This window comes from Sphingomonas pseudosanguinis, from assembly GCF_052056765.1.
In the GTDB taxonomy this organism is placed as follows: domain Bacteria; phylum Pseudomonadota; class Alphaproteobacteria; order Sphingomonadales; family Sphingomonadaceae; genus Sphingomonas; species Sphingomonas pseudosanguinis.
Window position 1 is genome coordinate 2975527 of record NZ_CP189888.1, and the last position, 21267, is coordinate 2996793.

Sequence of the window (21267 nt, forward strand, 5' to 3'; positions counted from 1 at the left end):
GTAACCCCGTTCCATGCCCAATCGTCGGGCATGAGGATGCGACCATGAAGCTGACACGTGTCGTTGCTGCTGGACTTGCCATTGCCACGCTCGGCCTGAGCGTGAGTGCGAGCGCCCAGGAATGGGGCCCACCGCCGCCACCGCCCCCCGGCCATGGGCCTGGCCCCGGCTGGGACGGCCCGCCCCCGCCTCCCCCGCCTGGACCGCCCCCAGGACGTTGGGACGGATATGACGGGCCACGGTATGACGGGTACGGTTATGGCGGCGGGTACCGCGACAACGGCTACGGCTACCGAGGTCGTGGCTACGGGTACCGTGGCGGATACGGTTACCGGCAGCGGTGCTGGACCGAGTACCGCCATCATGGCCGGGAACGAGTCCGGGTCTGCCGGTGATCGACAGGGGGCGTGACGTGGAGATCCGCGTTACGCCCTCCCCACTTCCGCGCCACGCGACCCGTTCGCGAACGACAGGCGAACCCCACTCAGGCATGCTGGACCTCGGGCTCCGGCAGGCAGATCGCCCCGTTCACCATCCGCGCCAAGACCTCGGGCGGTGGCCCTGGCAGGTCCATGCGGCGGTAGCGCTCGGCACGGGCATGGCTGATCGCGGCAGCGTCGGCGGTGTGCTGGACCTTGGTTCGCCATCGCCCCTCGATCCACGAGACGGGATCGGCTCGGCCGCCAGCGCTGACCAACGCTTCCCGCGTCGCCCCCTCCCCGTGGGCCTTGCACCACTTCGCCACCAGCCCCCTCGCTGCCCTGGCCGACTGCCCGGACTGGGTCAGGAGTTTCACCCCCTCGTCGAAAACGACTTTCCGCAAATCGACTGGCGGCGCCTCAGCGCCCTTTCCGATAGGAAAGGTATCTCCATCCTCCATCTGGCGAGCTTTTTCCCCACCAGTGGGTAACTGGTTCCCCACCGGTTCCGAACTGCTTCCCCCCGAGTTCCGAACCGGTTCCGAACCGTCGCGCTTTGAACGCTCCTCGGTTCCGACCCAGTTCCGAACCGCTTCCGTCTGCGGGTACACCGAGTTCGGCTTCTTAGGTCTTTGAAATTGGCAGAAATTCCGGACCGCGCCGATCGTGCGCCCGCCGACCTCGTAGCGCATGATGCAACCGGCCTGCTCCAGTTCGGCCAGCAGGTCGCCTGCATCGACACCATCGGCGGGCAGGATGCGCATCTTCAGTTTGAGCGGCGACCACTCGAACGAACCCATGTCGTCGCACTCGCCCCACAGCCCCATGAAGAAGAGCCGGGCGAAGGGTGTGAGCGATACGAAGGCCTCATCCGTCCAGAGACCCGGATGCACGGAGCGAATACGAGCCATTACATGGTCTCCGACTGATGATGGGATGAATAGAAGTCGCTGCCACGCACGGCGGCGTTGGCACCGAAGAAATAGCCCGACGCCTTGCCGGTCGGGCCGCTGCGCCGCTTGGGCACGAGAAATTCGATCTTACCGCGCACGGCTTCCATGTCCGTCCGCCAGGTTTCGTATTTCGACCCGAACTGGTCCTCGGGCTCCTCGCGACGGAGATACTCCTCCTCGCGGTAGACGAAGACGATCAGGTCGGCGTCCTGCTCGATCTGGCCGCTGTCGCGCAGATCGGCGGGGATCGGCCGCTTGTCGGGCCGACGCTCCACGTCACGGCTCAGCTGCGCCACAGCGATGACGGTCAGGTTCTCGTCCTTGGCAAACTGCTTGATGCCCATGCTGACCTCCGATGCGTGCTCGTAAGGCGACATGCCGCGCCTGCTGTGGGTCATGAGCTGGAGGTAATCGATCACGACCAGCTCAAGCTTACCGCCCTGAGCCTCCAGCCGCCGCTTGTGACGCCGCGCTTGGCGGATGAAGCGCTGTAGGGTCAGGCCGGAGCCGTCGTTGATCTCCAGCGGCATCTCGGACAGTCGCCGCTGCGCACGATGCACCGCGTCCATCTCATGGGCCCGCACCGTGCCGTCACGGACATGCTCGTAAGGAACACCGCCACGCGGCGAGAAGGTCATGTCGGCCAGGATACGCCGCGTCAGTTCGTCCGCGCTCATCTCCAGCGAGAAGATGAGCACGCCGTGACCGCGCGCCGCCGCCCCGATCGAATAGGAGGTGACAAGCGCCGTCTTGCCCATGCCCGGCCGTCCACCGACCACCACCATGTTGGTGGGGCGCAGCACGCCAACCGCATCGTCGAGCGAGCCGATAATGCCGCAGCGGACGCCGACGACCGGCTTGCCGAAGCTGTCGATAACGCCCTGCGCATAGGTCCCGGCCGGCGCCTGGCGGATCGTCGTGTCGTCCACCATCGACCCGACCGCTTCGTCGGCATTGGCGACCAACTCCTCGCGCGGCACGCTGAGATCGCGGGCCGACATGACGACGTCCTGCAATCCCGCAACCAGCCGACGCCGGGCCGAGAGCGCCACGACCTGCTCGAAATAGGCCTTGGTCCGCTCGACCGGGCCAGCGTTGAGCGCAGCGGCCGACAGCACCTTGAACAGGCGCGCCCAGCCCTCGTCATTAGCGAAGTGCGGCGCAAGCATCACCGCATCCACCGCCGCACCCGACGCGGTCCGCTCCAGCATCCGGGCATAGACCTGCCCATAGAGCGGCACGGAGAAGTCGTTCGGCCGACACCGATCGGCACACAGGTCGATTAGCGCATTGTTTGCGATCAGGTCGCCTAGCAGCCCTAGCTCGGCTTCGGGATTGGTCAGCGGGTTGCCCTGCTCGGACGCCGCGAACTGCGGATCGAACATGCCGCTCATGCCCGGATACCCCGCAACTGGTCGTTCCAGTCCTTGAAGCCCTCGGCCGGCCACATGGTGCGCGTCGCATAGCCACGCTCGGACAGCTCTTCCTCGGCCTTCGCCGCAGCGGCTCGACCCGGCGCATCATTCTGCCCGGCAATGACGATCGTCACGACACGCGGCGGATAGTCGACATGCGGCATCAGTGCGGTGCCCAGCGTCACCCACACCTCCCGGTCCATCTCCTGCGCGAGGCTCAGACCATCCTCCGGCCCCTCGGTGACGATCAGCGTGTCCGACACGCTGTCGATGTCGGAGTTGAGGCGAAGCGCCCCACCCTTCACCCGCCCCAGGCTGCGCTTCGGCTTGGCCATGCCCGCCTTGCGCCGCCCGCCATCGGCCAGGAAAATGCGCTGAAGCCCGACCAGTTGATCGCCGCCATCGACCACCGCGCCCACCAGCGCAGGCAAATCGGGCCCGCATTCACCCGTGTCGTCGTCATACCAGGCCGGGGTCATCGCAAAGCGGATACTGTGCGGGATCGGCATGACGATGCCCCGCCCGCGCAGGTAAACCTCGGCAGGCGTGCCGGGTGCTGGCATCGCCTTGTCCCATACACCCTGCGCCCGCTCGATCGCCCGGCGCCGGGTCGCTTCATCCTCGGCCGCCGCGATGGCTCGCTGCGCCGGATCGACACCGGGCAGATTCGCCGCACCCAGCCAGCGCAGCGCCTCCATGAAGCCCAGCCGCTCGGTGTTCATCACATAGCTGACGAGATCACCCGACGCCCCGCAGCCGAAGCAGTGATAGGTGCCCTTGGCGTCGTTCAGCTGCATCGACGGCGTGCGTTCGTTATGGAACGCGCATAGCGCCCGCATCTCGTTGCGCCCGGCGCGTGTCACCTTGCGGGTCCGCGCCACGATGTCGCTGATGTTGTAGCGCTGCTTGGCCTCGTCGACGACGCGCCGAAACTCCGCTTCCTGTTCATAGGTGCGACGACGATTCACGACACGCCCCCTTTCTCTTCGGCGATCATGTTCAGCCACAGCGTGGTCAGCCGGTGCACCCGGCGGATCAGCACCTCGTGCGGCACGAGCTCGACGGCCTCGGTCAGCCCGTCCGCCTCGATCGCGATCACGGCGGGCAGCAGCGTGGCGAGCGTCAGCGCCGCCTTCTCATCGCCCGTGCAGATCGCGCCCGCCTCCGCCCAGCGCCCGCCGACCAGCGTCAGCAGCGGATCGGCGAACCGCCCTCCCCATTCCCGGCATCCGGCCAGGAAGGTCGGCAAGTCGAGCGGCGACGCGGTATTGGCATAGGCCGCCGCCCGGTCCTCGGACTTGCCTAGCACCCGGCCGATATCCGCCCAGGTCGCCGCGTCCTCCGTCTTGATCGCGGTCAGCACGGCGTTCTGCGCATCGACCGCAGATGACGCGGAAAAGGTGCGGCGACGTCCGTGGATGTGCGGTGCGGTCATCGCGCACAAGCTCCGGCATGGGGAAAGACAAACGAGCACGTGCCGACAACCGGCTGACCGCGATCGCATTGGCGAACCTCGTCGCGGCGATCGTCGACACGATGCAGAACACCAATCTGCCCAACGACATCGTGCACCACTTCCTCGACGAGCTTGACCGGCTGAACACCAACATGCTGCCACCGGCAGGCGCAGGGGCCTTCATGCACTTCGTCACCGATGTGCTGCGCGGCGAGGTCGTGGCCAATGATTGAGGCGGACGGGACCGCAGACAGCTGGACGCCCCCTGCCCTGCGGCTATCATGGCGCCCGCAATCCACTGGAGACAGGGCGACATGGCCGAACGCAGATACGAAGGCAGCGGCGACGCCTTTCTCGGGGATCAGCCGCTCGGACGCGCCGACCTCTCGCTGGTCGGACTGGAAACCACTCGGGGCCGCCAGGCCGATGGCGCAATCACGTTCGAGGACAGCCTCGAGCATGAGATCATCGGACACGCGCTCACCTTCATTTCCGATGATGGCTATGGGCCGTTCGAACTGGTCGTCACCACCATCCGCAACGGCCGCATCACTGTTGCCGCCAACGGCCCCATGCCGTGGTGGCCTTGAGGAACCGCGATGCTCGACCCTGATATGCGCGTGCAGGCAGCCACCGGCAGCGAAGCCGCCGTCGCCTTCGCCCTCTTCCAGCACATCGCCGACAAGGACCCCGGCTCCGTCGCCGCAAAGGACGATGCGATTTCCGTCTTCCGCGAGTGCATGGCGGCGGTGGGTCGGAGCGGCGCCGTCAGTCACGAGCCGCGACCGATCCGGCTGGGCGGGGAGTAAGCGGAATTAGCGCCATGCTTCTGGGACCAGAACATCAGGCAGCTTCCATCCAATCAATTAGATCGTTTGCGGACAACTGAAGACCCGCCCGGCGCGCAGCTCGAAGCACTTCGGCCTGACGTTTGGCTGGAATGGTGTCCCGTAGCCACCACCCTTGAACGGTCGAGTGAGTTGCGTGACCAAGGGCGCGTGCCATAGGGCGTATGCCTCCAAAAAGGCGTATGATCGACCTAACCTTCATACCGAGAAAATACGCAATGCGTACACGCAGTCAAGGATATGCTTGTGCAAGAACCGAATGAGGCGCAGACGCTCGGTGCAGCGCTGCTCGACCTGAAAGATCGAAGCGGCCTAACGTTGGCCCAGATTGCCCAAGCTGCTGGCTACCGCTCTGCCTCCGCCATTCAGCGCTTTTTCAACCAAGATTATTCGCCCTCGCAGCCCAACAGGATCGTAGGGCGGCGACTTGCGGCTGCGCTCGGCGGTCGAGGCCAACCGCCCATTGAAGAGGCGGAAGTCCTGCGGCTGTACGGCGATACAAAATTTCTTAAGGAGGTCGATCACACTTGGGGAGGCGGCTGGATAACGACCAACGACACCATCCCAATTACCACAGCGCAGTGGGTTGCTGAGGGGATAGATGACGAAAAACTATCATTTTTGGAGGTCTTTACGAGAAAGGCATCTGGAACCGTCATTAAAACACCTAGTCATCTTCAGAATATCGCCTTGGCGGGATTTTTTACCCCGGTAAGTAATATGTGGCCAAAATATGAGGTCGGCCAGTTTGTCGTTTTTGATGGAACCCGCCCTGTCAGAGCGGGTGACTGCGTCGTCGCTCGATTTTCACGGGATGTAGATTTGCGCTTCGTTCATTTTATCGCACGGATCGATAAGATTGAAACGTCACGCATTTTCTTTTCGCAATTCAATCCAGAGCGGCAGTTCGATTTATCTAGCCAAGCGATTGATTTCATGGCTCGCTTGGTCAACGTCGAGGATCTGCTACCCCCAATCGAGGCCAAACAAATGGGTTGATGTGCGTATATACATTGCGTACGTAATGCATGTCAGCAAGTTAGCTTTTGCGAATCGGCTGACCGCAGGCCAGTAACGCACGCTCTCTACGGAGGCCCCTGCCGCACTCCTGCGCCACAGATGCAGGAGATGCAGCATGGCTTCGTTACCGATCGATCCGACTTTCGCACGCCAAGCGCCGTATACGCCCAAGCCCAACATCCGCGTCGTGTTCCTGCCCGGCCCCGCCCAGACGGCGATGGCTGGCGAACTGGCGAAGCTGCCTGCCGAGACGCAGGAAGCGACGCTGGAAGAGCTGGAGATTGCCGCCCTGGCCCGCGACGTGATCGCGCTCGCCAAGACCCGCCTGTCGACGGCCATCTATCCCGCCTTTCTGCGCTGGGCAGAGGCGGCTTTCCATTGTGCGAGCTATGACGGCAGTGACGACAGCGAGGGTTCTCGCCGCTGGATTGCGGCCTGCGAACTGCGCGACGATTTGCATGGACATGCCGCCGTCTCTCCAAGCGATTTCACGCTTAAGGCCTATCTGGCGGAAATGGCTGCGGACGGCCAAGTGCTGGGGCCACTGGGCGAGGACGGCATTTTCCACCTGTCCCCCGACATGAACGACTTGGTCAAGCAGTTCGACGCCTTATCGACCCGCGCCGTTAAACTGACGGACTATGGCATCAACATCTCGCCTGCGATCGGTGCAGCGGCCCGCACGCCGTTCCTCGACGCGATCGCCGGAATACCCGTTCAAACACCCACCGGTCTGCCGCTCCGCAACCTGCTGATCGAACGCAACGCGATCTCCGACAAGCTGAACACCGATACGAGCTTGGACGAAGATACAGTGAGGGCCGCCTGCTTAGAATCAGATCGACTGGAGAGGGCAATCACGGCGAGCCCCGCTGCGACTACTGACGACGCCATCGTGAAGCTGATCGCGCTGGCCCAGATCACCGCTACCGGTCGCGAGGTCGACGATACCGAGGCATCGCAGGCAATCACCGAAGCCCGGAAACACTTCGGCATCGGCTATACGCCCTTGGAAACGGCTCAGCCTCGGTGGCCAACCCCGATCACCCTGCCGCAGGGCTATGATCCCTTCATGCGCGGCCCGTTCATTCAGTGGCAGCGCGCCTATGAGGCCTACGCCGCTGCAAAGGTGGAACGCACCCTGTACGAGAAGGGCGAGTTTGCCCTGGCATCGGCACAGTACGAGGCCTCCGTTCAGGACACGGACACCGAGATCGCTTTCGAGGCAAAGCAGAGCCGGTTCGACCAGTTGGCCGATGCCGAATACGAGGCATTGCAGGCCCTCATCCGTTGCGTAGCCCCGGCACCTACCGAACTCGCAACCAAGCTGAAGCTATTTCACGACAACCGGATGTGTCTCGACAATGCGCCCGCCGATCTCCTCGCAGTGATCGCAGCCGATGCGCGCCGGTTCGGCAGCCATGGTGCGTTCACGCAGAACGATCAGCCACTGTTCGACGCCTTCCGCAAGCGTCGTGCGGAGGCCGTTTACTGGCTGCGCACCGATCGTGAGCCCGCCACCATCGAAACGGAAGAGCAGTCCGAACGGGTCGCCTTGGAGGCTGAGGAGATCATCTGGTCAACGAGCGCCACGACCATCGAGGGCGTCCTGACGCGGTTCAAGGCCCTGTATCCTCAGCTAAGCAACCACGGCTACGCGGATCGCGCAATCGTCGACCCCAGCCACCCCGAGTTTCTCCGGGGCCTGAAGGAAGATTCGGGCAATCTCCAGATTCTCTGGAAAATTATGGAAGACCTCGCCCGCATCGGCGGCGTCAACCTGTCGGAGGTGGGGGCATGACCGGCATGTTCGATATGAACTGGCGGATGTCCTATCCGCTGTCGCGGATCGCCCGGATCACGCGGAAGGACAAAGCCCAGATCGGGGACATGGCCTACTATGTCCGCCTGGAGGGCGAGGAAACGTCGGACGAGATATCCGAATACGCCTATTCCCAGATCATGGCGCATCCCCTTCAGCTTATGCCAGCTCAGCCAGGGATCATGGCCCTCTCCGCCTGCATCGAGGACGGCGTGTCCGAGGTTTCCAAGACGCCCGTCATCGCTTGGGCACTATGCTTCGATGGCTCGATCCGCATCGTCACGCCGATGGGTGTCGATGATGGCCGCCTGTGGAAGAACGGCTGGGGCTATGTCGAAATGCCGGATGGGGCCGTGCACGCGGTCGGCGACCTCGACTATGTCTCGTTTCCATCGGTCGACGCTTACCTGAAGCACGAAATCGACGAGCGGAACCAGCGGGCTGAGCATCGGCGGAGTGAGGCTGAATACCAGCAGAGCCAGGAGGCCACGGCATGAGCCGCGACATTCCGATTGCCAGCGCCATGCTGTGCTGGACCGGCGGTCGCCACGGCGACACGCCCGCCTGCAAGGTCGTATCCTATCCCGACGAGATCGGCCTGTCTGACGAATACCTCTGCAACGTCGGCGCGTGCTTCGCCAACTGGGATGCCAAGGGTACCATCGGGCAGCAGCTCCAACTGATGATCGATGCTTGGCACATGGTGGCTTTCGACAAGGTGCCCGCCGACATGGCCCATGAAGCGCTGCTCGTTGTACCGGAATACCGGTCGATGCTCGCTGACGACTGCCTGCCCTCGCAATTCCGTCACGAAAGGGCATAGCATCATGGCTTGCTCCTCCTGCCTGCATTTCCTCGAGGGCGCGGCGGCTGCCTCGGAGGTTGATCCCGCCGCCACTTTCGAAGTCGTTGCCTTGGCGCGCGTCGCACCGGGGCAAGGCATCTGCCGCCGCTATCCACCCCGCTGGGTGCCGGACCTCGACAAGCAGGACACCATGTCGGTGTTCCCGTACGTCCACCGCGACCAAGAATGCGGTGAATTCAACAGCAGGATGCCCCTGTGACCGCCGCCCGACCCAAGAAAGGCCAGGGCACCGCCAACGAACGACGCTTGCTGATCCAGGGCTACAAGCTGGGTCGGGTGCAGGCGGAGGAGATTTGTCGGGAGATGGGGCGCCGGTCCGATCGCCGGACAAGCGAAGAACGGGAAGCTGGCGTCCGCGCCAGCTTCACCACCCGCACGCTCACCGCCACGGCCAACCGGATCAGGATGATGTCCCGGCCGGACGATATCGTCGCTGCGCTGCTGCCCGACGAACCCGTCAGCGAGCCGTTGCTTCCCTGCGACCTGTGGCTCCCCCCGGCCGACATGCTGCGCGCCGGCACGCCGATCGCAACCCTCGCGCAGGAACTGACCCAGCCCGGCCGCCCACGTACCTTCCCGAAAGGAGAGGCCTGATGTCGAACGCATGCGAACAGAGCTGCGCAACGTGCCGCTGGTGGCAGCGCATGGGCGCCCGCTTGTCCAACGCCATCCGTGACCCCGGCGCGGCGGCAGACACCGGCACCTGCCAGGTCCGGGCGCCGAGCGTTGCCCAGGCGGCAGGCCCCTTCCCCGTCTCGCTATTCCCCGTGACACATGAGAGCCGTCACTGCGGGGAATGGAAGGCGCAGATCGCTGGCGGTCCCGACGGCGGCGAGCGGCAGGATAACGTTGTCACCCCGATCCGGCGGGTCGCATGAACGGTCCCGTAGATCGCAGCAAAGATAACCTCCTGCGCATCGCTGACGTGAAGGCGCGGACGAAGCTCGGCCGCACCACCATCTATCGCCGGATTGCCGCAGGCACCTTCCCGCCTTCCATCCGTCTCAGCGTTGGACTGGTCGCTTGGTACGAGAGCGACATCGATGCCTGGGTGGCCAACCCGATGGGCTGGAGGCGCCCTGAATGAAGAAGGGGGAAGCGGTGGAGCGCCTCGTCCGCATGTCCGAGGTGCTGGAGCGTACACGGCTGTCCCGCGCGACCATCTACCGGAAGATGGCACGCGGTGAGTTTCCGCGATCGGTGCAGATCGGCGTGAACTCCGTCGCTTGGCATTCCAGTGATTTCGAGGCGTGGCTGCGCGAGCCTATGTCGTGGCAGGCGGTGGCATAAGGGGAGGGCTGCAGCATTTCATGCGTCCCCCCACCCCTCCAGCCCAAGCGCCGCTGCATTACTAGCCATTTTGCACGAAGTTCGGTCAACATGATCGCTGCGAGAGGGGGTTACATCGTTATTTACATATTTCGCATTGCATTTTGGAAAAACCCGTCATACGATCGCGCAAGATCGGAGACACCCATGCCCCTGCCGTTGGAAGATCACGTTCGTGGAAGCCTGGAGACAGGGCAGCGGGGCGCGAAGTTTTTTACGGCAATTCACGAGGCATGGTCAGAATTCACGGATGAGTATCCTGAGCGCCGCCTATGGACGCGGAAAGCTACTTCGAGGAATGTCTTTTGGGAGCGGGTTATCACGAAGCTTCGGGCAATCGCGTCTTCCGATAGCACTATTGAATTCGTTGAGCACCACGACACCGTCTCATTAGTCATCGATGACCAGATTCTGCTACGACTAAAACACGCAGATATTGAGCTGGCGACCAGGAACGTCCCAACTGGACAGGCTCTTGATTTTGACGATCACACCGTAGATCTATTTGGCAGGACATCTCTTCAACGGGTTCGTCTATGCTATATTCTAGACGACTACGAAACAGAAATTGTCTGGATTGGCATCGCCGCGCACAGTAAGGGGCGCTTCCTCTGGAAAATCGAATTGGATGACTCAGGCATGGTCGCAGCACCGGCACGTCTTCCGATTGATGCACCTGAGATCGACACAACGCAGCTGGTTCGTATCAAGACGCCTGCTCCCAACGAGGAGGAGGCAAAAAGCACAGATAGCGGCAGATTATGACCGAACAGTTCAACGGTGAATTGCTACTTATGGCCCGCCAGTTCAGAGGCATGAGTCAAGCTGAAGTGGCATCCATCGCAAATCTCGACCAAGGCAATTATTCCCGACTAGAAAGAGGGCTAATGAACGGCCCCCCGTCAGAAGCAACGGTTGAGTCGGTAGCCCGCGCGGTAAAATTTCCTTCGTCTTTTTTTTACCAACGTAGTGATGTTGCAGGCCTACCTCTCAGCATTCATGATCCATTTTGGAGAAAGCGCACAACGGTAAGTGCGTCTGATTTGAAAAGACTGCATGCAGAATTGAATTTGCGGATAATGCATGTGCGCAGGTACCTTGAGGCCGTTGATTTGGACTCAGATTTGCCCATGCCTCGCTTTGACGCCGAAGATACTGGTGGCGCTGCTAAGGTTGCGGCGTTGATACGGCGAGCTTGGTCCATTCCCGACGGACCGATTGGAAACCTTACTGCCTACTGCGAACGAGCCGGCATATTGGTAATCCACTGTGACTTCGTTGAGAAGGTAGATGGCATGACAATGCGCGTGCGGGATCTTCCGCCATTGATCTTTCTCAATAAGAACTCACCAGCAGATCGTATGAGGCATTCATTGGCTCATGAGCTTGGCCATCTTATCATGCACACCATACCTACCGATGATATGGAAGATGAGGCAGATACATTTGCAGGAGAGCTATTGGCTCCCGTGTCTCAAGTTCGGGCCGATGTTATTGGCGGCCGAATCACGCTTGAAAGACTTGTCCAATTGAAGATGTATTGGAAGGTTTCCGTTGCATCCCTTCTTTATAAGTTTGGAAAATCCGGCTTTTTGACGGCAAATCAAGCAAGCTACCTTTGGAAGCAGCTAAGCTCTCGAGGGTGGAGAGTTAGGGAGCCTGATGAGACTCAATTCCCGACTGAAAAACCAAATTTATATCAACACATCATCGATCTTCATGCAACAGGAATGGGATATTCGAGCACCGACCTATCTCGTATGCTGCATGTTCTGCAGGACGACCTGAACAATTTGTATGGCATACAGCCGAGCATGCCATCAGAAAGGCGACTGCGGATCGTAAAATAAATCGAGAGGCGTGCTCTGGCTTATATTGGATGGGTAGTGATTCTGTCGCTTGCCCATCCGGCATTTGATCGCATGGGTACGCGCCTTACTTGATATTCACGCGTCCTGAGCATCTTAGTAGGTCAGGCTCGCCCACTCCCGCGCTAACTCCCACCTGAGCGGCATGTACTCGGCCCGGTTATAGGCGAACTCCGCCGCCGATATCCCGCGCGGCCGGTGGGACAACATTGCATCGATGATCGGCTGCAACTCGCGCCGCCTGCCTGCCGCCGCCGCCCGCTCGTTCATGATCGTCGAGAAGCTGGTGCGCCAGCCATGCGGCACATGCCTGCCTTGGTACCCGCACCGGTTATAGGCATAGCCGATGGTGTTGGTGCTCATCGGCTGATGGGTCGAGCGCGTGCTGTGGAAAAGATAGGGAAAGCGGCCCGTCAGGCGGTGCACGGCGCGCAGAACCGCGGCGGCTTGGGGCGGCAGTGGTGAGATATGCTCGAAGGCCTCCTCGCGCTTGTCGGCCTGCTCCAGCTTCATCCGCTCGGCGCTGACTCGCCAGATCGGCTCGGCCGCGTCGCTGGCGCCGGTCGGATCGCTCCAGTCGATGCCCTCGAACTCATGCCAGCGCGCCGTTGGCACGATGCCTGGCCGCACAAAGGTCAGCGACAGCAGGCGTGAAGCCAGCTTGGTCAATGGCGCCGCCGTGGATGCCTCCATGGCCGCGTGGAGCTTACGGATCTCGTCGACGGAGTTGAGCCCCGGCTGGCTGCCGCCGATCGGTGTGGGCAGCAGGCTCTTCACCAGCGCTGGCCCAGCTGGGTCAGCCGTGCATAGCCCCTCCGGGATGGCAAAGGCGAAGACCGCCGAGACGTGCTGGCGGATGCGCTTGGCCGTGTCGATCGCCCCGCGCCGCTCGATTTGGCGCAGCATGTCGAGCACCATGCCTGAAGTGATGTCAGGCAGCGGCATACGACCGATCGCAGGATAGACGTCTCGCTCCAGCGCCTGGCGGACCTTGGTGGCCTGAACCACCGACCAGCGGCCGAGTTGGGCCTCGTGCCAGCGCTTGGCCACGACCTCGAAGGTCGCGCCGGCCGCCGATTGCGCCGCCATCTCCCGCTTGTGCTCCTCGACCTGCGGGTCCTTGTGCTCGCGTAGCTCGGCCCGTGCCCGGTCCCGCAGCTCGCGCGCCTTGGCCAGGCTGACCTCAGGATAGCGGCCGAAGACGATGCGCCGCTCCTTGCCCCCGAAGCGGTATTTCATGCGCCAGGACTTGGCGCCCTTGGTCGTCACGAACAGGTAGAGCCCACCAGCATCGGCGAGCTTGTAATCCTTCTCGGCCCCTTGTGCTTTTCGGCACTGCGTATCGGTCAGCGGCACGATGCCCCCACTTTGAATTTCAGTGCCCCCAGTCGTGCCCCCACGGAGCATGACATACGGGGGCACGGGGTGAGACACCCCGCGACACGTTCGCACCTGAATTTCTGTGGTTTAGCAAGGGCGTGAGACACGCTGCGACGCCCTGAAACAACCCCGTGGTGGGTCCGCCGGGGCTCGAACCCGGGACCTCTCGATTAAAAGTCGCTTGCTCTACCGACTGAGCTACGGACCCTCCATCGGGGTGGAAGCGACCTAGGGGCGCGGACGCCTCCGGTCAACACTCTGTCGCATATGTCGTATCCGTCGCCCGTCGCGCGGGTCGCGCCAGTCGGCGGCGATATGCACGAGCGGATGCAGGACGAAGGCGCGGTCGGCATAGGCGATGTGCGGCACCGTCAGCCCCGCCGAGCGCCACTGCCCCCCCGACCACAGGATGATGTCCAGGTCGATGACGCGCGCGCCCCAGCGTTGCCCGCGCCGCCGGCCGAAGCGCCGCTCGATCGCCTTGAGCGCTGCCAGCATCTGCGGCGGGGTCAAATCGCTCTCCACCAGCGCGGCGGCATTGGCGAAGGCGCGGATCGACGGCCCGACGGGCGCGGTGGTGATGATCGGCGACACGGCATAGACCCCGTCCAGCGCCGCCAGCGCCGCGCGAATCTCGTCGCGTGGCCCGCCATGCCGCCCCGGACGGTTGGACCCCAATGCGATGGCATAGCTTGTCGTCGTCATCGCCCCCGACTACCCGAGCGCGATGTCCGACGCATCCTTTCCCGTCATCCCCGCGACGCTGGCCCCGATCCAGCCGCCGCGCGATTGCCCGCTCTGCCCCCGCCTGGTCGAGGTTCGCGAGGCGGTCGCCGCCGAATATCCCACTTGGTGGAACGCACCGGTGCCACCGTTCGGCGATGACCAGGCCTGGCTGGCGGTGGTCGGCCTCGCCCCCGGCAAGCATGGCGCGCACCGTACCGGCCGCCCCTTCACCGGCGATGGCGCGGGGCCGCTGCTCTATGGCACGCTCGCCAAGTTCGGGCTGGCCGAGGGGGAATTCGCCGCCAAGGTCGATGACGGCCTGATGCTGAAGGGCGCGGTAATCCTGAACGCGGTCAAATGTCTGCCGCCCGAGAACAAGCCGACGCCCGAGGAACGCGCGACCTGTCGCCGGTTTCTGGAGCAGGAGCTTCGCGCCTTGCCCAATCTGTCGGTCGTGATCGCACTAGGCGACATCGCACACCAATCGGTGGTCAAGGCGCTGGGTGGAAAGCTGCCCAAGGCGCGATTCGCGCATCTGGCCGAACATCGCATTCCCGGCAGCCCGGTCGTGATCGATAGCTATCACTGCTCGCGCTACAACCAGAATACCGGAAAACTGACGCCCGAGATGTTCGAGGCCGTGTTCGCGCGGGCGGTGGAATTACGAGGGTAAACCAGTCCTCCCCCGCAAGGGGGGAGGATCAGTGAATCTGGTGGAGGGGTGTCACGCTATCGCGAGCGCGCTACCCCTCCGTCAGGCCTTCGGCCTGCCACCTCCCCTTCCAGGGGAGGAATTGGGGTCAGATGTCCTGCACCAGCCGTCCGTACAGCTCGGGCCGGCGATCGCGGAAGAAGCCGAAGGCGGCGCGGTGGCGCTTTACCCGGTTGATGTCGAGCGTGGCGACGATCACGCCCTCTTCCTCACGGTCCAGCTCGGCCAGGATGTCGCCGCGCTCGTCGCAGATGAAGCTGGTGCCGTAAAAGGTCTGGCCATGCTCGCAACCGACGCGGTTGGCGGCGACGATCGGCACGACGTTGGACACGGCATGCCCCACCATGGCGCGACGCCACAGTCGTGCGGTGTCGAGGCTGTCGTCATGCGGCTCGCTGCCGATCGCGGTCGGATAGAACAGGATTTCCGCACCCATCAGCATCATCGCGCGCGCCGTCTCGGGATACCATTGGTCCCAGCAGATGCCGACGCCCAGCGTGGTCTCGGGGCCGTTCCACACCTTGAACCCGGTATTGCCGGGGCGGAAATAGAATTTCTCCTCATAGCCCGGACCGTCCGGGATATGGCTCTTGCGATAGACGCCCGCGACCTTGCCGTCGGGATTGACCATCGCCAGCGAGTTGTAATGGTGCGGCCCGTCCGCCTCGAAGAAGCTGGTCGGGATATGGACCTTCAGCTCGGCGGCGAGGTCCTGCATCGCGCGCACCGCCTTGTGCTCGCCGGTGGGCTTGGCGTTCGCGAACAGCCCCTCGTCCTCGACGCGACAGAAATATTCGCCCTCGAACAATTCGGGCGGCAGGATCACCTGCGCGCCCTGGGCGGCCGCCTCACGGACGAGGCGCGAGACCTCGGCGATGTTGCGGTCGATATCGGCGGTGAAGGCCAGTTGCAGCGCGGCGACGGTGATCTGGGTCATGGCCACGCCCTTTAATGGTTCGCACCCGGCGCGTCAGCCCCCGGAATCGCGGAACAGCCGCCGCAGCACCGCCGGATAGAAACTGCGCATCTTCTGCTGGCACAGCACAGCCATGCGCGCGTTCAGCTGGCGGGTGGCGTCGATATAATCGTCCCAGCGTTCCGCGACAGCGCCGGCGGTCCAGACCCGGATATGCGTCGAATAGGCGAGCCGCAGATCGCGGGTCTCGGCGATGATCGTCTCACAGCCGGGAAGCTCGCCCATCAACCGCCGTTCGCGAAGCGGCGTCAGCAGCGCCTCGTCCTCGGTGTTCAAATGCCTGGCGATCGCCCGCGCCACCCGCGTGCGCACCGCGCCGATGTGCGGCGCGGCCTCGGCATAGCTTTTGTCGAACAGGACATGCAGCTCCGCCATCGCGCCGGCGATGTCATTCTGCTGGGTCCTGAGCTGATCGATCGTGGCCTTCACCGCAGGACTCCGATCCCCGACATTGATCATTCGCGATACACCCGGACCGGTTGATGGGGGGTAAAAACCACCCTTGCCCAGTACGGAATCAATCGGCGTCCTGAAAGGAAGCAGGACCGGATTATCAAAATCCACTTCCGGTCGAAGTCGTAATTTGAACGATAGTCATGCCGTTCGTCTATCGCCTGGAAAACCAAACCCCGCTCAGCATGACCAGGATCGCACCTAGAAGAACGTAGAACACAATCGGATCGATACGCCGAGGCGGCGGCGCGAAGGAACGCCAGGGTGATGCCGGTCTGACATAGATGGCATGCAGGCTCGCCATGTCCGAAGCGATCACGCTTTCAGCGCCGCCCCGCAAAATCATCGTCGTTCGACCGGCGAACAAGCCAGGCCGAATGGCGATCGCCACGTCGCCCGCTTCGATGACCCACCCCCAGGCATCGCTTGGCATAGGCAGATAATTCCGCGCGGCAATGCTGCGGGCAATGGCATGAAAATCGGTCCGCGCCTCGACATCAAGGGCGTGTTCGTGCGGGGCATCGACATCGTCCGCCAAACAGACGCTATCGCGAGTCAGCATGATCGTGACGGTTCGGGCTTCAGGCTCGCTATGCGTCACGGTCATGCCGCCGTTCAATCATCAGGAGGGTGCCGAGGTTCGTACGCCTTATCGACGCACGAACCTCGGTTGAAGGATCAGGCCGGAATCTGCTGCGAGATGCAGTGGAAGCTGCCGCCGCCGGTCAGGATCGCATCGGCGCGCAGGCCGACGACCTGACGGTCGGGGAAGATCGCCTGGATCGCCGCCACGCCCGCATCGTCATTCTCGCTGCCGTAAATCGGCACGACCACCGCCGCATTGCCGATATAGAAGTTCATATAGCTGGCCGGGACGATCTCCTCGTCGCGCAGGACGCGGCCCGGCGAGGGGATCGTCACCACCTCCAGCCCCGCCGCCTTGGCGTCGCGTTGGGCGGCGGCATAGACCTGCCAATTGGGGTCGTTCTCCGCGGCCTCGGGGATCGCGATCCGGTTGGGGCCGACGAAGCGCGCCAGATTGTCGACATGGCCATCGGTATGGTCGTTGAGCAGCCCGTCGCCCAGCCAGACCACGCGGGTCAGCCCCAGATCCTCGGCCAGCCGGGTGGTGATCGTCGCCTCGTTCAGATCGGGGTTGCGATTGGGGTTGAGCAGGCACTGGCGGGTCGTCACCACCAGCCCGGTGCCGTCGCCATCGATCGCGCCGCCCTCCAGTACCCAGCCGCAAGGCGTGGCGGATAGCCCACGATCCTCGGCCAGCCGCGCGCCCACCGTATCGTCGCCGGGCAGGTCGTACTTGCCGCCCCAGCCGTTGAACTCGAACAACCGCGCCGAGCCGTCCCCGGTGACGATCGGGCCGGTATCACGCAGCCAGATGTCGCCGAACGGCTGGACCACCACGTCCGCCGCATCGCCGGCCATCGTCCGCGCCGCCTCGGCCGCCTCGCCATCGGCGGCGACCAGGATCACGCGCTCGCCCCGGCCACCCGCATGGACGGCGCGGGCAAAGGCCAGCACCTCCTCGCGCGCGGGCTCCAGATCCTCCTGCCACAACTCGGGATGGCTCGGGAAACCGATCCAGACGGCGGCGTGGGGCGCCCATTCGGCGGGCGGAGGCGTGGTCTTCGAAGACGTGGTGGAGGGCGTCGTCACTGGGCGTTCTTCCTGCTCTTGTCTCGAATGCCGCGAAATTCGGCGGTGGGATACCAGTTGGGCCACAGGCCCGGCCGGTCGGCCAGCGTCCTGCCCAATTGATAATAGACGGTCAAATCCTCCAGGGCACCCGTCCAATCCCAGCGGGGATCATATTCGTCCGCCGGCTTGTGATAGCGATGCGCGACATAATCGTCGCTGGCGGCCTTGCCCGCCGCCTTGCCGCCGACGACCTTGTCCTCGCCCGATCCGCCGTCGAGCATCGGCACCCCCAGCTTGGCGAAGGAGAAATGGTCCGAGCGGTAATAGCCGCCCCGCTCGGGATTGGCCTCCTCGCCGATATAGCGGCCTTGCGCCTTCACGAAGGGGACGACCATATCCTCGATCTCGGACTTGCCCTTGCCGACCAACACGAAGTCCTTCGACCGGCCGGTCACGTTCAGCACGTCCATGTTCACGCCCCCCACCGTGCGCGCCAGCGGGAAGACGGGATGCTGCGCATAATAGCCCGAGCCGAGCAGCCCGCTTTCCTCCGCCGTCACCGCCAGGAACGCGATCGAGCGTTTGGCTGGCCCCGCCTTTGCTTGCGCCTCGGCCAGCGCGACCAGCCCGGCGACGCCGCTCGCATTGTCGAGCGCGCCGTTGCAGATGTCGTCACCGTCCACCGCGTCGCAGCGGCCCAGATGGTCCCAATGCGCCGAATAGAGAACATAATCCTCCGGCACGCTGGTGCCGGGCAGCACGCCGATGACGTTCTTCGACGCCTGCCGCCGGATCGTGTTGTTGAACCCACCCGACAGGGTCAGGCCCAGCGGCACGGCCTTGAACCCCTTGGTCTGCGCCGCCTTGGTCAGCGTCGCCAGGTCGCGCCCCGCCGCCGTCAGGATGCGCTCGGCGACCGGCTGCTGCAGCCAGCCTATGACCTGGCTCTGGTCGGCATGGTCGCCCGGCTCGTCCAGTTCGAGCTGCGGCCCGGTCCAGGAGGATTGCACGACCGCCCAGGGATAGGCGGCCGGCTCGGTCTGATGAACGATCAGCGCGGCGGCGGCACCGTGCTTCGCCGCGTTTTCGAACTTATAGGGCCAGCGACCATACCAGGTCATCGCCCGCCCCTCGAACGGGCCATCGCGCCCCATGGTCTGCCAGTCGGGGTCGTTGACCAGGATGACCACCGTCTTGCCGCGCACATCGACCCCGGCATAATCGTCCCAGCCCTTTTCGGGCGCGGTGATGCCATATCCGACGAAGACGAGTTCGCTGTCCTTCACGTCGATGCGCGGGGTCACGCGATAGGTGCCGACGACCATATCGGTGCGATAGTCGAGCATGATCGGCGATCCCCCTGCTGCGCCCTTGCCCTGAACGGTGAAGGGCCGGACGTCGGTGGCGGTGATCTCGACCATCGGCACGTCCTGGGTCCAGCTACCCTTGTTGCCGGGCTTCAGGCCGGCCTTCCGGAAGCGATCGATGATATAGGCGACCGTCTTGTCCTCGGCGGGCGTGGTCGGCGCGCGGCCTTCATAGGCGTCGGAGGACAGGGTCTGCGTGACGGTCTTCAGCGTCTCGACCGAAATGGCGGGCCTGTCCTGCGCGATCGCGCTGCCGGACAGGAGCAGGGACAATAGGACCAGACGGCGCATGACAGACATTCCCCTTGTGATGGGGGATGTTGTGCCCAGCCACCGGCTCACGGGCAAGAGCGGGGAATTTAAGGGGCCGGCATATGGCGCGTCGTGCGCGGCACGCGAACACGGTGGCCCGTGCGCCCTTCAAACCACGGCGTCACCAGCAGATGCGGCATGGCCAGGGCGGCGATGCTGGCGAAAAGCGCACGGACGCCGGTCCCCTCACGATAGAAGAAGAATATCCCGACCGCCGCCGCGATCAGGACGGCCGCGAACAGAATGGGGCCGACTGCCCGAATATAGGCGCCATGGCTGTCGCAACCGATCTCCGCACGCCGGATGTCGGTCTGTGGAATTGCGTGCAGAATCAGGAAACCAATCGAAAAGCCGACCAGTGGCGGCAGGGCCAACAGGGCGCCGGTGCCGATCAACAACCGCGTATCGCCGCGCTGACATGCCATGACCGTCAATATGGCCGCCGCGCCTGCCCCCATGGCGGCCAGGATGGAAAGGGAGATCGGCGGAATGTCATGTCCCGCCGCGAAGGCCAAAATGGCCACATATCCATTTTGGTGAAGCACGGCGGGTGCCGTCACCAGCGAGACACCGCGCGCCGTCCGCTCCAGCCATGATCCCTGCGGCGCATCCTCCATTCCGAAATGAATCGCCGAGGCGATCAGGAACAGCGGCAGGGCAACCGCTGGATATGCGGTCCACCATGCCAGGCAGATCAGGGATACGGCGCCGTACAATAGCAGAAACAGGGGCTGACGATGCGGTTGGACGATCGCCAGATCGCTTGCGCCATGGGCCATGCCGACGACGCCGATCGCCAGGACCGCGAACCCCAGCTGTATCACGAGCGAGCCGAAGGAGGCGGCAATCGCCGCCCCCGTCAGCATCGCCCAGCCGATCGCCGGGGCATGCTTCATCAGGTACGCGGATCGTGACGGGCGTCGTGATCGTGCAACGCGGTCTTCAGATTGGCCGCCGCGTAGAAGGCGTAGACGACCTTGGCGAGGACATCCATGATCAGGATCGCCCAGACCGACGCCGGGTCGCCGATGATCTTCAGCCCTTCCGGCCCGATCAAAAAGACGATCGGGTAGAGGAACCAGATCACGGTCAAGAACGCGACATTCTTCTGGTACGCGGTGCCCAGCGCCTCACCCCGTTCGACAGCCATGGCGCGCAGCGGCACCCACAGCAAATAGAGCACGCCCAGAAAGGCGGCGCACGACCAGAGATACCATACCCATTTAAGCACCGGCACGAGCGCCAGTGACGAGATCAGGCCGGTGACGATCATCAGCACGTCGAGGACGATGATCGCGGTCAGATAGCCGCCGACCTCGCCGGTCTTGCCCCGCTCGTGAAAGGCCAGCAACACCAGGCTGGCCAGCAGGATCGGCGTCGTGATCGACCAGTCGGCGTAACGGGCCAGATAGGTCACCGAACCATCGATGTTGATCAGCGTGCCGATGCCGAACGTCATGGCAAGATAGGCGGTTGCCGCGATGAACGGGACCGTCGCATGCAACAAGGTATGATGCAGCGACGGGGAGGTCTTGCTGCCTTTTGCGTAAATGGCCAACGAGGCCAAGGACATGATCGTAAATCCGATCAGGAACGCCATCCAATCCATCTGCAACCCTCCTGTTCCGGGGCGGCAGGGGACCGACCCGGCTTTTGAACAGCGGGCCAGGCTTGTCGATCCTGCATGACG

28 protein-coding genes and 1 tRNA gene are annotated in these 21267 nt (G+C 63.5%); 14 read left to right on the forward strand and 15 right to left on the reverse strand.

All coding sequences use genetic code 11. From position 1 onward, the window contains the following. Positions 1–484 precede the first annotated feature (484 nt). The 4 genes from ACQHGV_RS13500 to ACQHGV_RS13515 are packed head-to-tail and all read right to left on the reverse strand — an operon-like array spanning position 485 to position 4222. Positions 485–1330, reverse strand: a complete 846-nt coding sequence (locus ACQHGV_RS13500) for a hypothetical protein (RefSeq protein WP_440978583.1) — start codon at positions 1328–1330, stop codon at positions 485–487. Beyond that, on the reverse strand, positions 1330–2766 hold the full coding sequence (locus tag ACQHGV_RS13505; protein ID WP_440978584.1) for a replicative DNA helicase: 1437 nt from the start codon (positions 2764–2766) through the stop codon (positions 1330–1332). The genes ACQHGV_RS13500 and ACQHGV_RS13505 overlap by 1 nt, the downstream gene beginning before the upstream one ends. After that, entirely contained in the window at positions 2763–3755 is a 993-nt protein-coding gene (locus ACQHGV_RS13510; protein WP_440978585.1) for a DUF7146 domain-containing protein, read from the reverse strand. Before ACQHGV_RS13510 ends, ACQHGV_RS13505 begins: the two co-directional genes overlap by 4 nt. Further along, a complete protein-coding gene (locus ACQHGV_RS13515; protein ID WP_440978586.1) occupies positions 3752–4222 on the reverse strand; it encodes a hypothetical protein in 471 nt (156 codons plus the stop codon). The genes ACQHGV_RS13510 and ACQHGV_RS13515 overlap by 4 nt, the downstream gene beginning before the upstream one ends. Before the next feature lie 17 nt (positions 4223–4239). Between ACQHGV_RS13515 and ACQHGV_RS13520 the strand changes: the two genes are divergently transcribed. The 3 genes from ACQHGV_RS13520 (at position 4240) to ACQHGV_RS13530 (ending at position 5052) form a co-directional block, all read left to right on the forward strand. Then, positions 4240–4476 carry a hypothetical protein gene (locus ACQHGV_RS13520; RefSeq protein ID WP_440978587.1) on the forward strand — a complete coding sequence of 79 codons (237 nt, stop codon included), beginning with the start codon at positions 4240–4242 and terminating at the stop codon, positions 4474–4476. An 81-nt stretch (positions 4477–4557) separates the two neighbouring features. Further along, positions 4558–4833 (forward strand): hypothetical protein, encoded by a 276-nt coding sequence (locus ACQHGV_RS13525; RefSeq protein WP_440978588.1) that lies wholly within the window; start codon positions 4558–4560, stop codon positions 4831–4833. Between the two features lie 9 nt (positions 4834–4842). Continuing rightward, positions 4843–5052 carry a hypothetical protein gene (locus ACQHGV_RS13530; RefSeq protein ID WP_440978589.1) on the forward strand — a complete coding sequence of 70 codons (210 nt, stop codon included), beginning with the start codon at positions 4843–4845 and terminating at the stop codon, positions 5050–5052. Between the two features lie 34 nt (positions 5053–5086). Here ACQHGV_RS13530 and ACQHGV_RS13535 read toward each other — a convergent pair whose 3' ends face one another. Further along, on the reverse strand, positions 5087–5293 hold the full coding sequence (locus tag ACQHGV_RS13535; protein ID WP_440978590.1) for a carph-isopro domain-containing protein: 207 nt from the start codon (positions 5291–5293) through the stop codon (positions 5087–5089). Positions 5294–5337: 44 nt separating this feature from the next. On the opposite strand from ACQHGV_RS13535, the gene ACQHGV_RS13540 reads away from it, so the two are divergent. The 10 genes from ACQHGV_RS13540 (at position 5338) to ACQHGV_RS13585 (ending at position 11977) form a co-directional block, all read left to right on the forward strand. Then, positions 5338–6090 carry a hypothetical protein gene (locus tag ACQHGV_RS13540; RefSeq protein WP_440978591.1) on the forward strand — a complete coding sequence of 251 codons (753 nt, stop codon included), beginning with the start codon at positions 5338–5340 and terminating at the stop codon, positions 6088–6090. Between the two features lie 136 nt (positions 6091–6226). After that, complete coding sequence (locus ACQHGV_RS13545; protein ID WP_440978592.1) at positions 6227–7912, forward strand: hypothetical protein; 1686 nt, start codon at positions 6227–6229, stop codon at positions 7910–7912. Continuing rightward, positions 7909–8430: a hypothetical protein gene (locus ACQHGV_RS13550; protein WP_440978593.1), complete on the forward strand. Its 522-nt coding sequence runs from the start codon at positions 7909–7911 to the stop codon at positions 8428–8430. The genes ACQHGV_RS13545 and ACQHGV_RS13550 overlap by 4 nt, the downstream gene beginning before the upstream one ends. Then, positions 8427–8756 (forward strand): hypothetical protein, encoded by a 330-nt coding sequence (locus ACQHGV_RS13555; protein WP_440978594.1) that lies wholly within the window; start codon positions 8427–8429, stop codon positions 8754–8756. The genes ACQHGV_RS13550 and ACQHGV_RS13555 overlap by 4 nt, the downstream gene beginning before the upstream one ends. Before the next feature lie 4 nt (positions 8757–8760). Further along, positions 8761–8997 carry a hypothetical protein gene (locus tag ACQHGV_RS13560; RefSeq protein WP_440978595.1) on the forward strand — a complete coding sequence of 79 codons (237 nt, stop codon included), beginning with the start codon at positions 8761–8763 and terminating at the stop codon, positions 8995–8997. Then, positions 8994–9392: a hypothetical protein gene (locus tag ACQHGV_RS13565; protein ID WP_440978596.1), complete on the forward strand. Its 399-nt coding sequence runs from the start codon at positions 8994–8996 to the stop codon at positions 9390–9392. The genes ACQHGV_RS13560 and ACQHGV_RS13565 overlap by 4 nt, the downstream gene beginning before the upstream one ends. 280 nt (positions 9393–9672) lie before the next feature. Then, positions 9673–9885 carry a helix-turn-helix transcriptional regulator gene (locus tag ACQHGV_RS13570; RefSeq protein WP_440978597.1) on the forward strand — a complete coding sequence of 71 codons (213 nt, stop codon included), beginning with the start codon at positions 9673–9675 and terminating at the stop codon, positions 9883–9885. Beyond that, entirely contained in the window at positions 9882–10088 is a 207-nt protein-coding gene (locus ACQHGV_RS13575; RefSeq protein WP_415413077.1) for a helix-turn-helix transcriptional regulator, read from the forward strand. The genes ACQHGV_RS13570 and ACQHGV_RS13575 overlap by 4 nt, the downstream gene beginning before the upstream one ends. Before the next feature lie 186 nt (positions 10089–10274). After that, positions 10275–10892 carry a hypothetical protein gene (locus tag ACQHGV_RS13580; RefSeq protein ID WP_440978598.1) on the forward strand — a complete coding sequence of 206 codons (618 nt, stop codon included), beginning with the start codon at positions 10275–10277 and terminating at the stop codon, positions 10890–10892. After that, entirely contained in the window at positions 10889–11977 is a 1089-nt protein-coding gene (locus tag ACQHGV_RS13585; RefSeq protein ID WP_440978599.1) for a helix-turn-helix domain-containing protein, read from the forward strand. The genes ACQHGV_RS13580 and ACQHGV_RS13585 overlap by 4 nt, the downstream gene beginning before the upstream one ends. 114 nt (positions 11978–12091) lie before the next feature. On the opposite strand, the gene ACQHGV_RS13590 is transcribed toward ACQHGV_RS13585, so the two are convergent. The 3 genes from ACQHGV_RS13590 to folK form a co-directional block, all read right to left on the reverse strand. After that, a complete protein-coding gene (locus ACQHGV_RS13590; RefSeq protein ID WP_440978600.1) occupies positions 12092–13351 on the reverse strand; it encodes a tyrosine-type recombinase/integrase in 1260 nt (419 codons plus the stop codon). A 156-nt stretch (positions 13352–13507) separates the two neighbouring features. Continuing rightward, a tRNA-Lys gene (locus ACQHGV_RS13595) sits at positions 13508–13583 on the reverse strand. A 20-nt stretch (positions 13584–13603) separates the two neighbouring features. Then, positions 13604–14080: a 2-amino-4-hydroxy-6-hydroxymethyldihydropteridine diphosphokinase gene (gene folK, locus ACQHGV_RS13600; RefSeq protein WP_440978601.1), complete on the reverse strand. Its 477-nt coding sequence runs from the start codon at positions 14078–14080 to the stop codon at positions 13604–13606. Positions 14081–14102: 22 nt separating this feature from the next. Between folK and ACQHGV_RS13605 the strand changes: the two genes are divergently transcribed. Continuing rightward, a complete protein-coding gene (locus ACQHGV_RS13605) occupies positions 14103–14774 on the forward strand; it encodes a uracil-DNA glycosylase (RefSeq protein ID WP_440978602.1) in 672 nt (223 codons plus the stop codon). Positions 14775–14901: 127 nt separating this feature from the next. Here the strand turns inward: ACQHGV_RS13605 and aguB are convergent, their stop codons facing one another. The 7 genes from aguB to ACQHGV_RS13640 all read right to left on the reverse strand — a co-directional run bounded on the left by aguB (position 14902) and on the right by ACQHGV_RS13640 (position 21186). Further along, a complete protein-coding gene (aguB, locus tag ACQHGV_RS13610) occupies positions 14902–15750 on the reverse strand; it encodes an N-carbamoylputrescine amidase (protein WP_440978603.1) in 849 nt (282 codons plus the stop codon). A 33-nt stretch (positions 15751–15783) separates the two neighbouring features. Further along, positions 15784–16218 (reverse strand): hypothetical protein, encoded by a 435-nt coding sequence (locus ACQHGV_RS13615; RefSeq protein WP_440978604.1) that lies wholly within the window; start codon positions 16216–16218, stop codon positions 15784–15786. 178 nt (positions 16219–16396) lie between these two features. Then, the gene (locus tag ACQHGV_RS13620) at positions 16397–16849 is read right to left on the reverse strand and encodes a hypothetical protein (RefSeq protein ID WP_440978605.1); all 453 of its coding nucleotides are present in this window, start codon (positions 16847–16849) and stop codon (positions 16397–16399) included. 71 nt (positions 16850–16920) lie between these two features. Then, on the reverse strand, positions 16921–17916 hold the full coding sequence (locus ACQHGV_RS13625; protein WP_440978606.1) for an agmatine deiminase family protein: 996 nt from the start codon (positions 17914–17916) through the stop codon (positions 16921–16923). Then, on the reverse strand, positions 17913–19556 hold the full coding sequence (locus ACQHGV_RS13630) for a M28 family peptidase (RefSeq protein ID WP_440978607.1): 1644 nt from the start codon (positions 19554–19556) through the stop codon (positions 17913–17915). Before ACQHGV_RS13630 ends, ACQHGV_RS13625 begins: the two co-directional genes overlap by 4 nt. A 68-nt stretch (positions 19557–19624) precedes the next feature. Beyond that, positions 19625–20473 carry a Brp/Blh family beta-carotene 15,15'-dioxygenase gene (locus tag ACQHGV_RS13635; protein ID WP_440978608.1) on the reverse strand — a complete coding sequence of 283 codons (849 nt, stop codon included), beginning with the start codon at positions 20471–20473 and terminating at the stop codon, positions 19625–19627. Beyond that, the gene (locus ACQHGV_RS13640) at positions 20473–21186 is read right to left on the reverse strand and encodes a bacteriorhodopsin (RefSeq protein ID WP_440978609.1); all 714 of its coding nucleotides are present in this window, start codon (positions 21184–21186) and stop codon (positions 20473–20475) included. Before ACQHGV_RS13640 ends, ACQHGV_RS13635 begins: the two co-directional genes overlap by 1 nt. Positions 21187–21267: the final 81 nt, after the last annotated feature.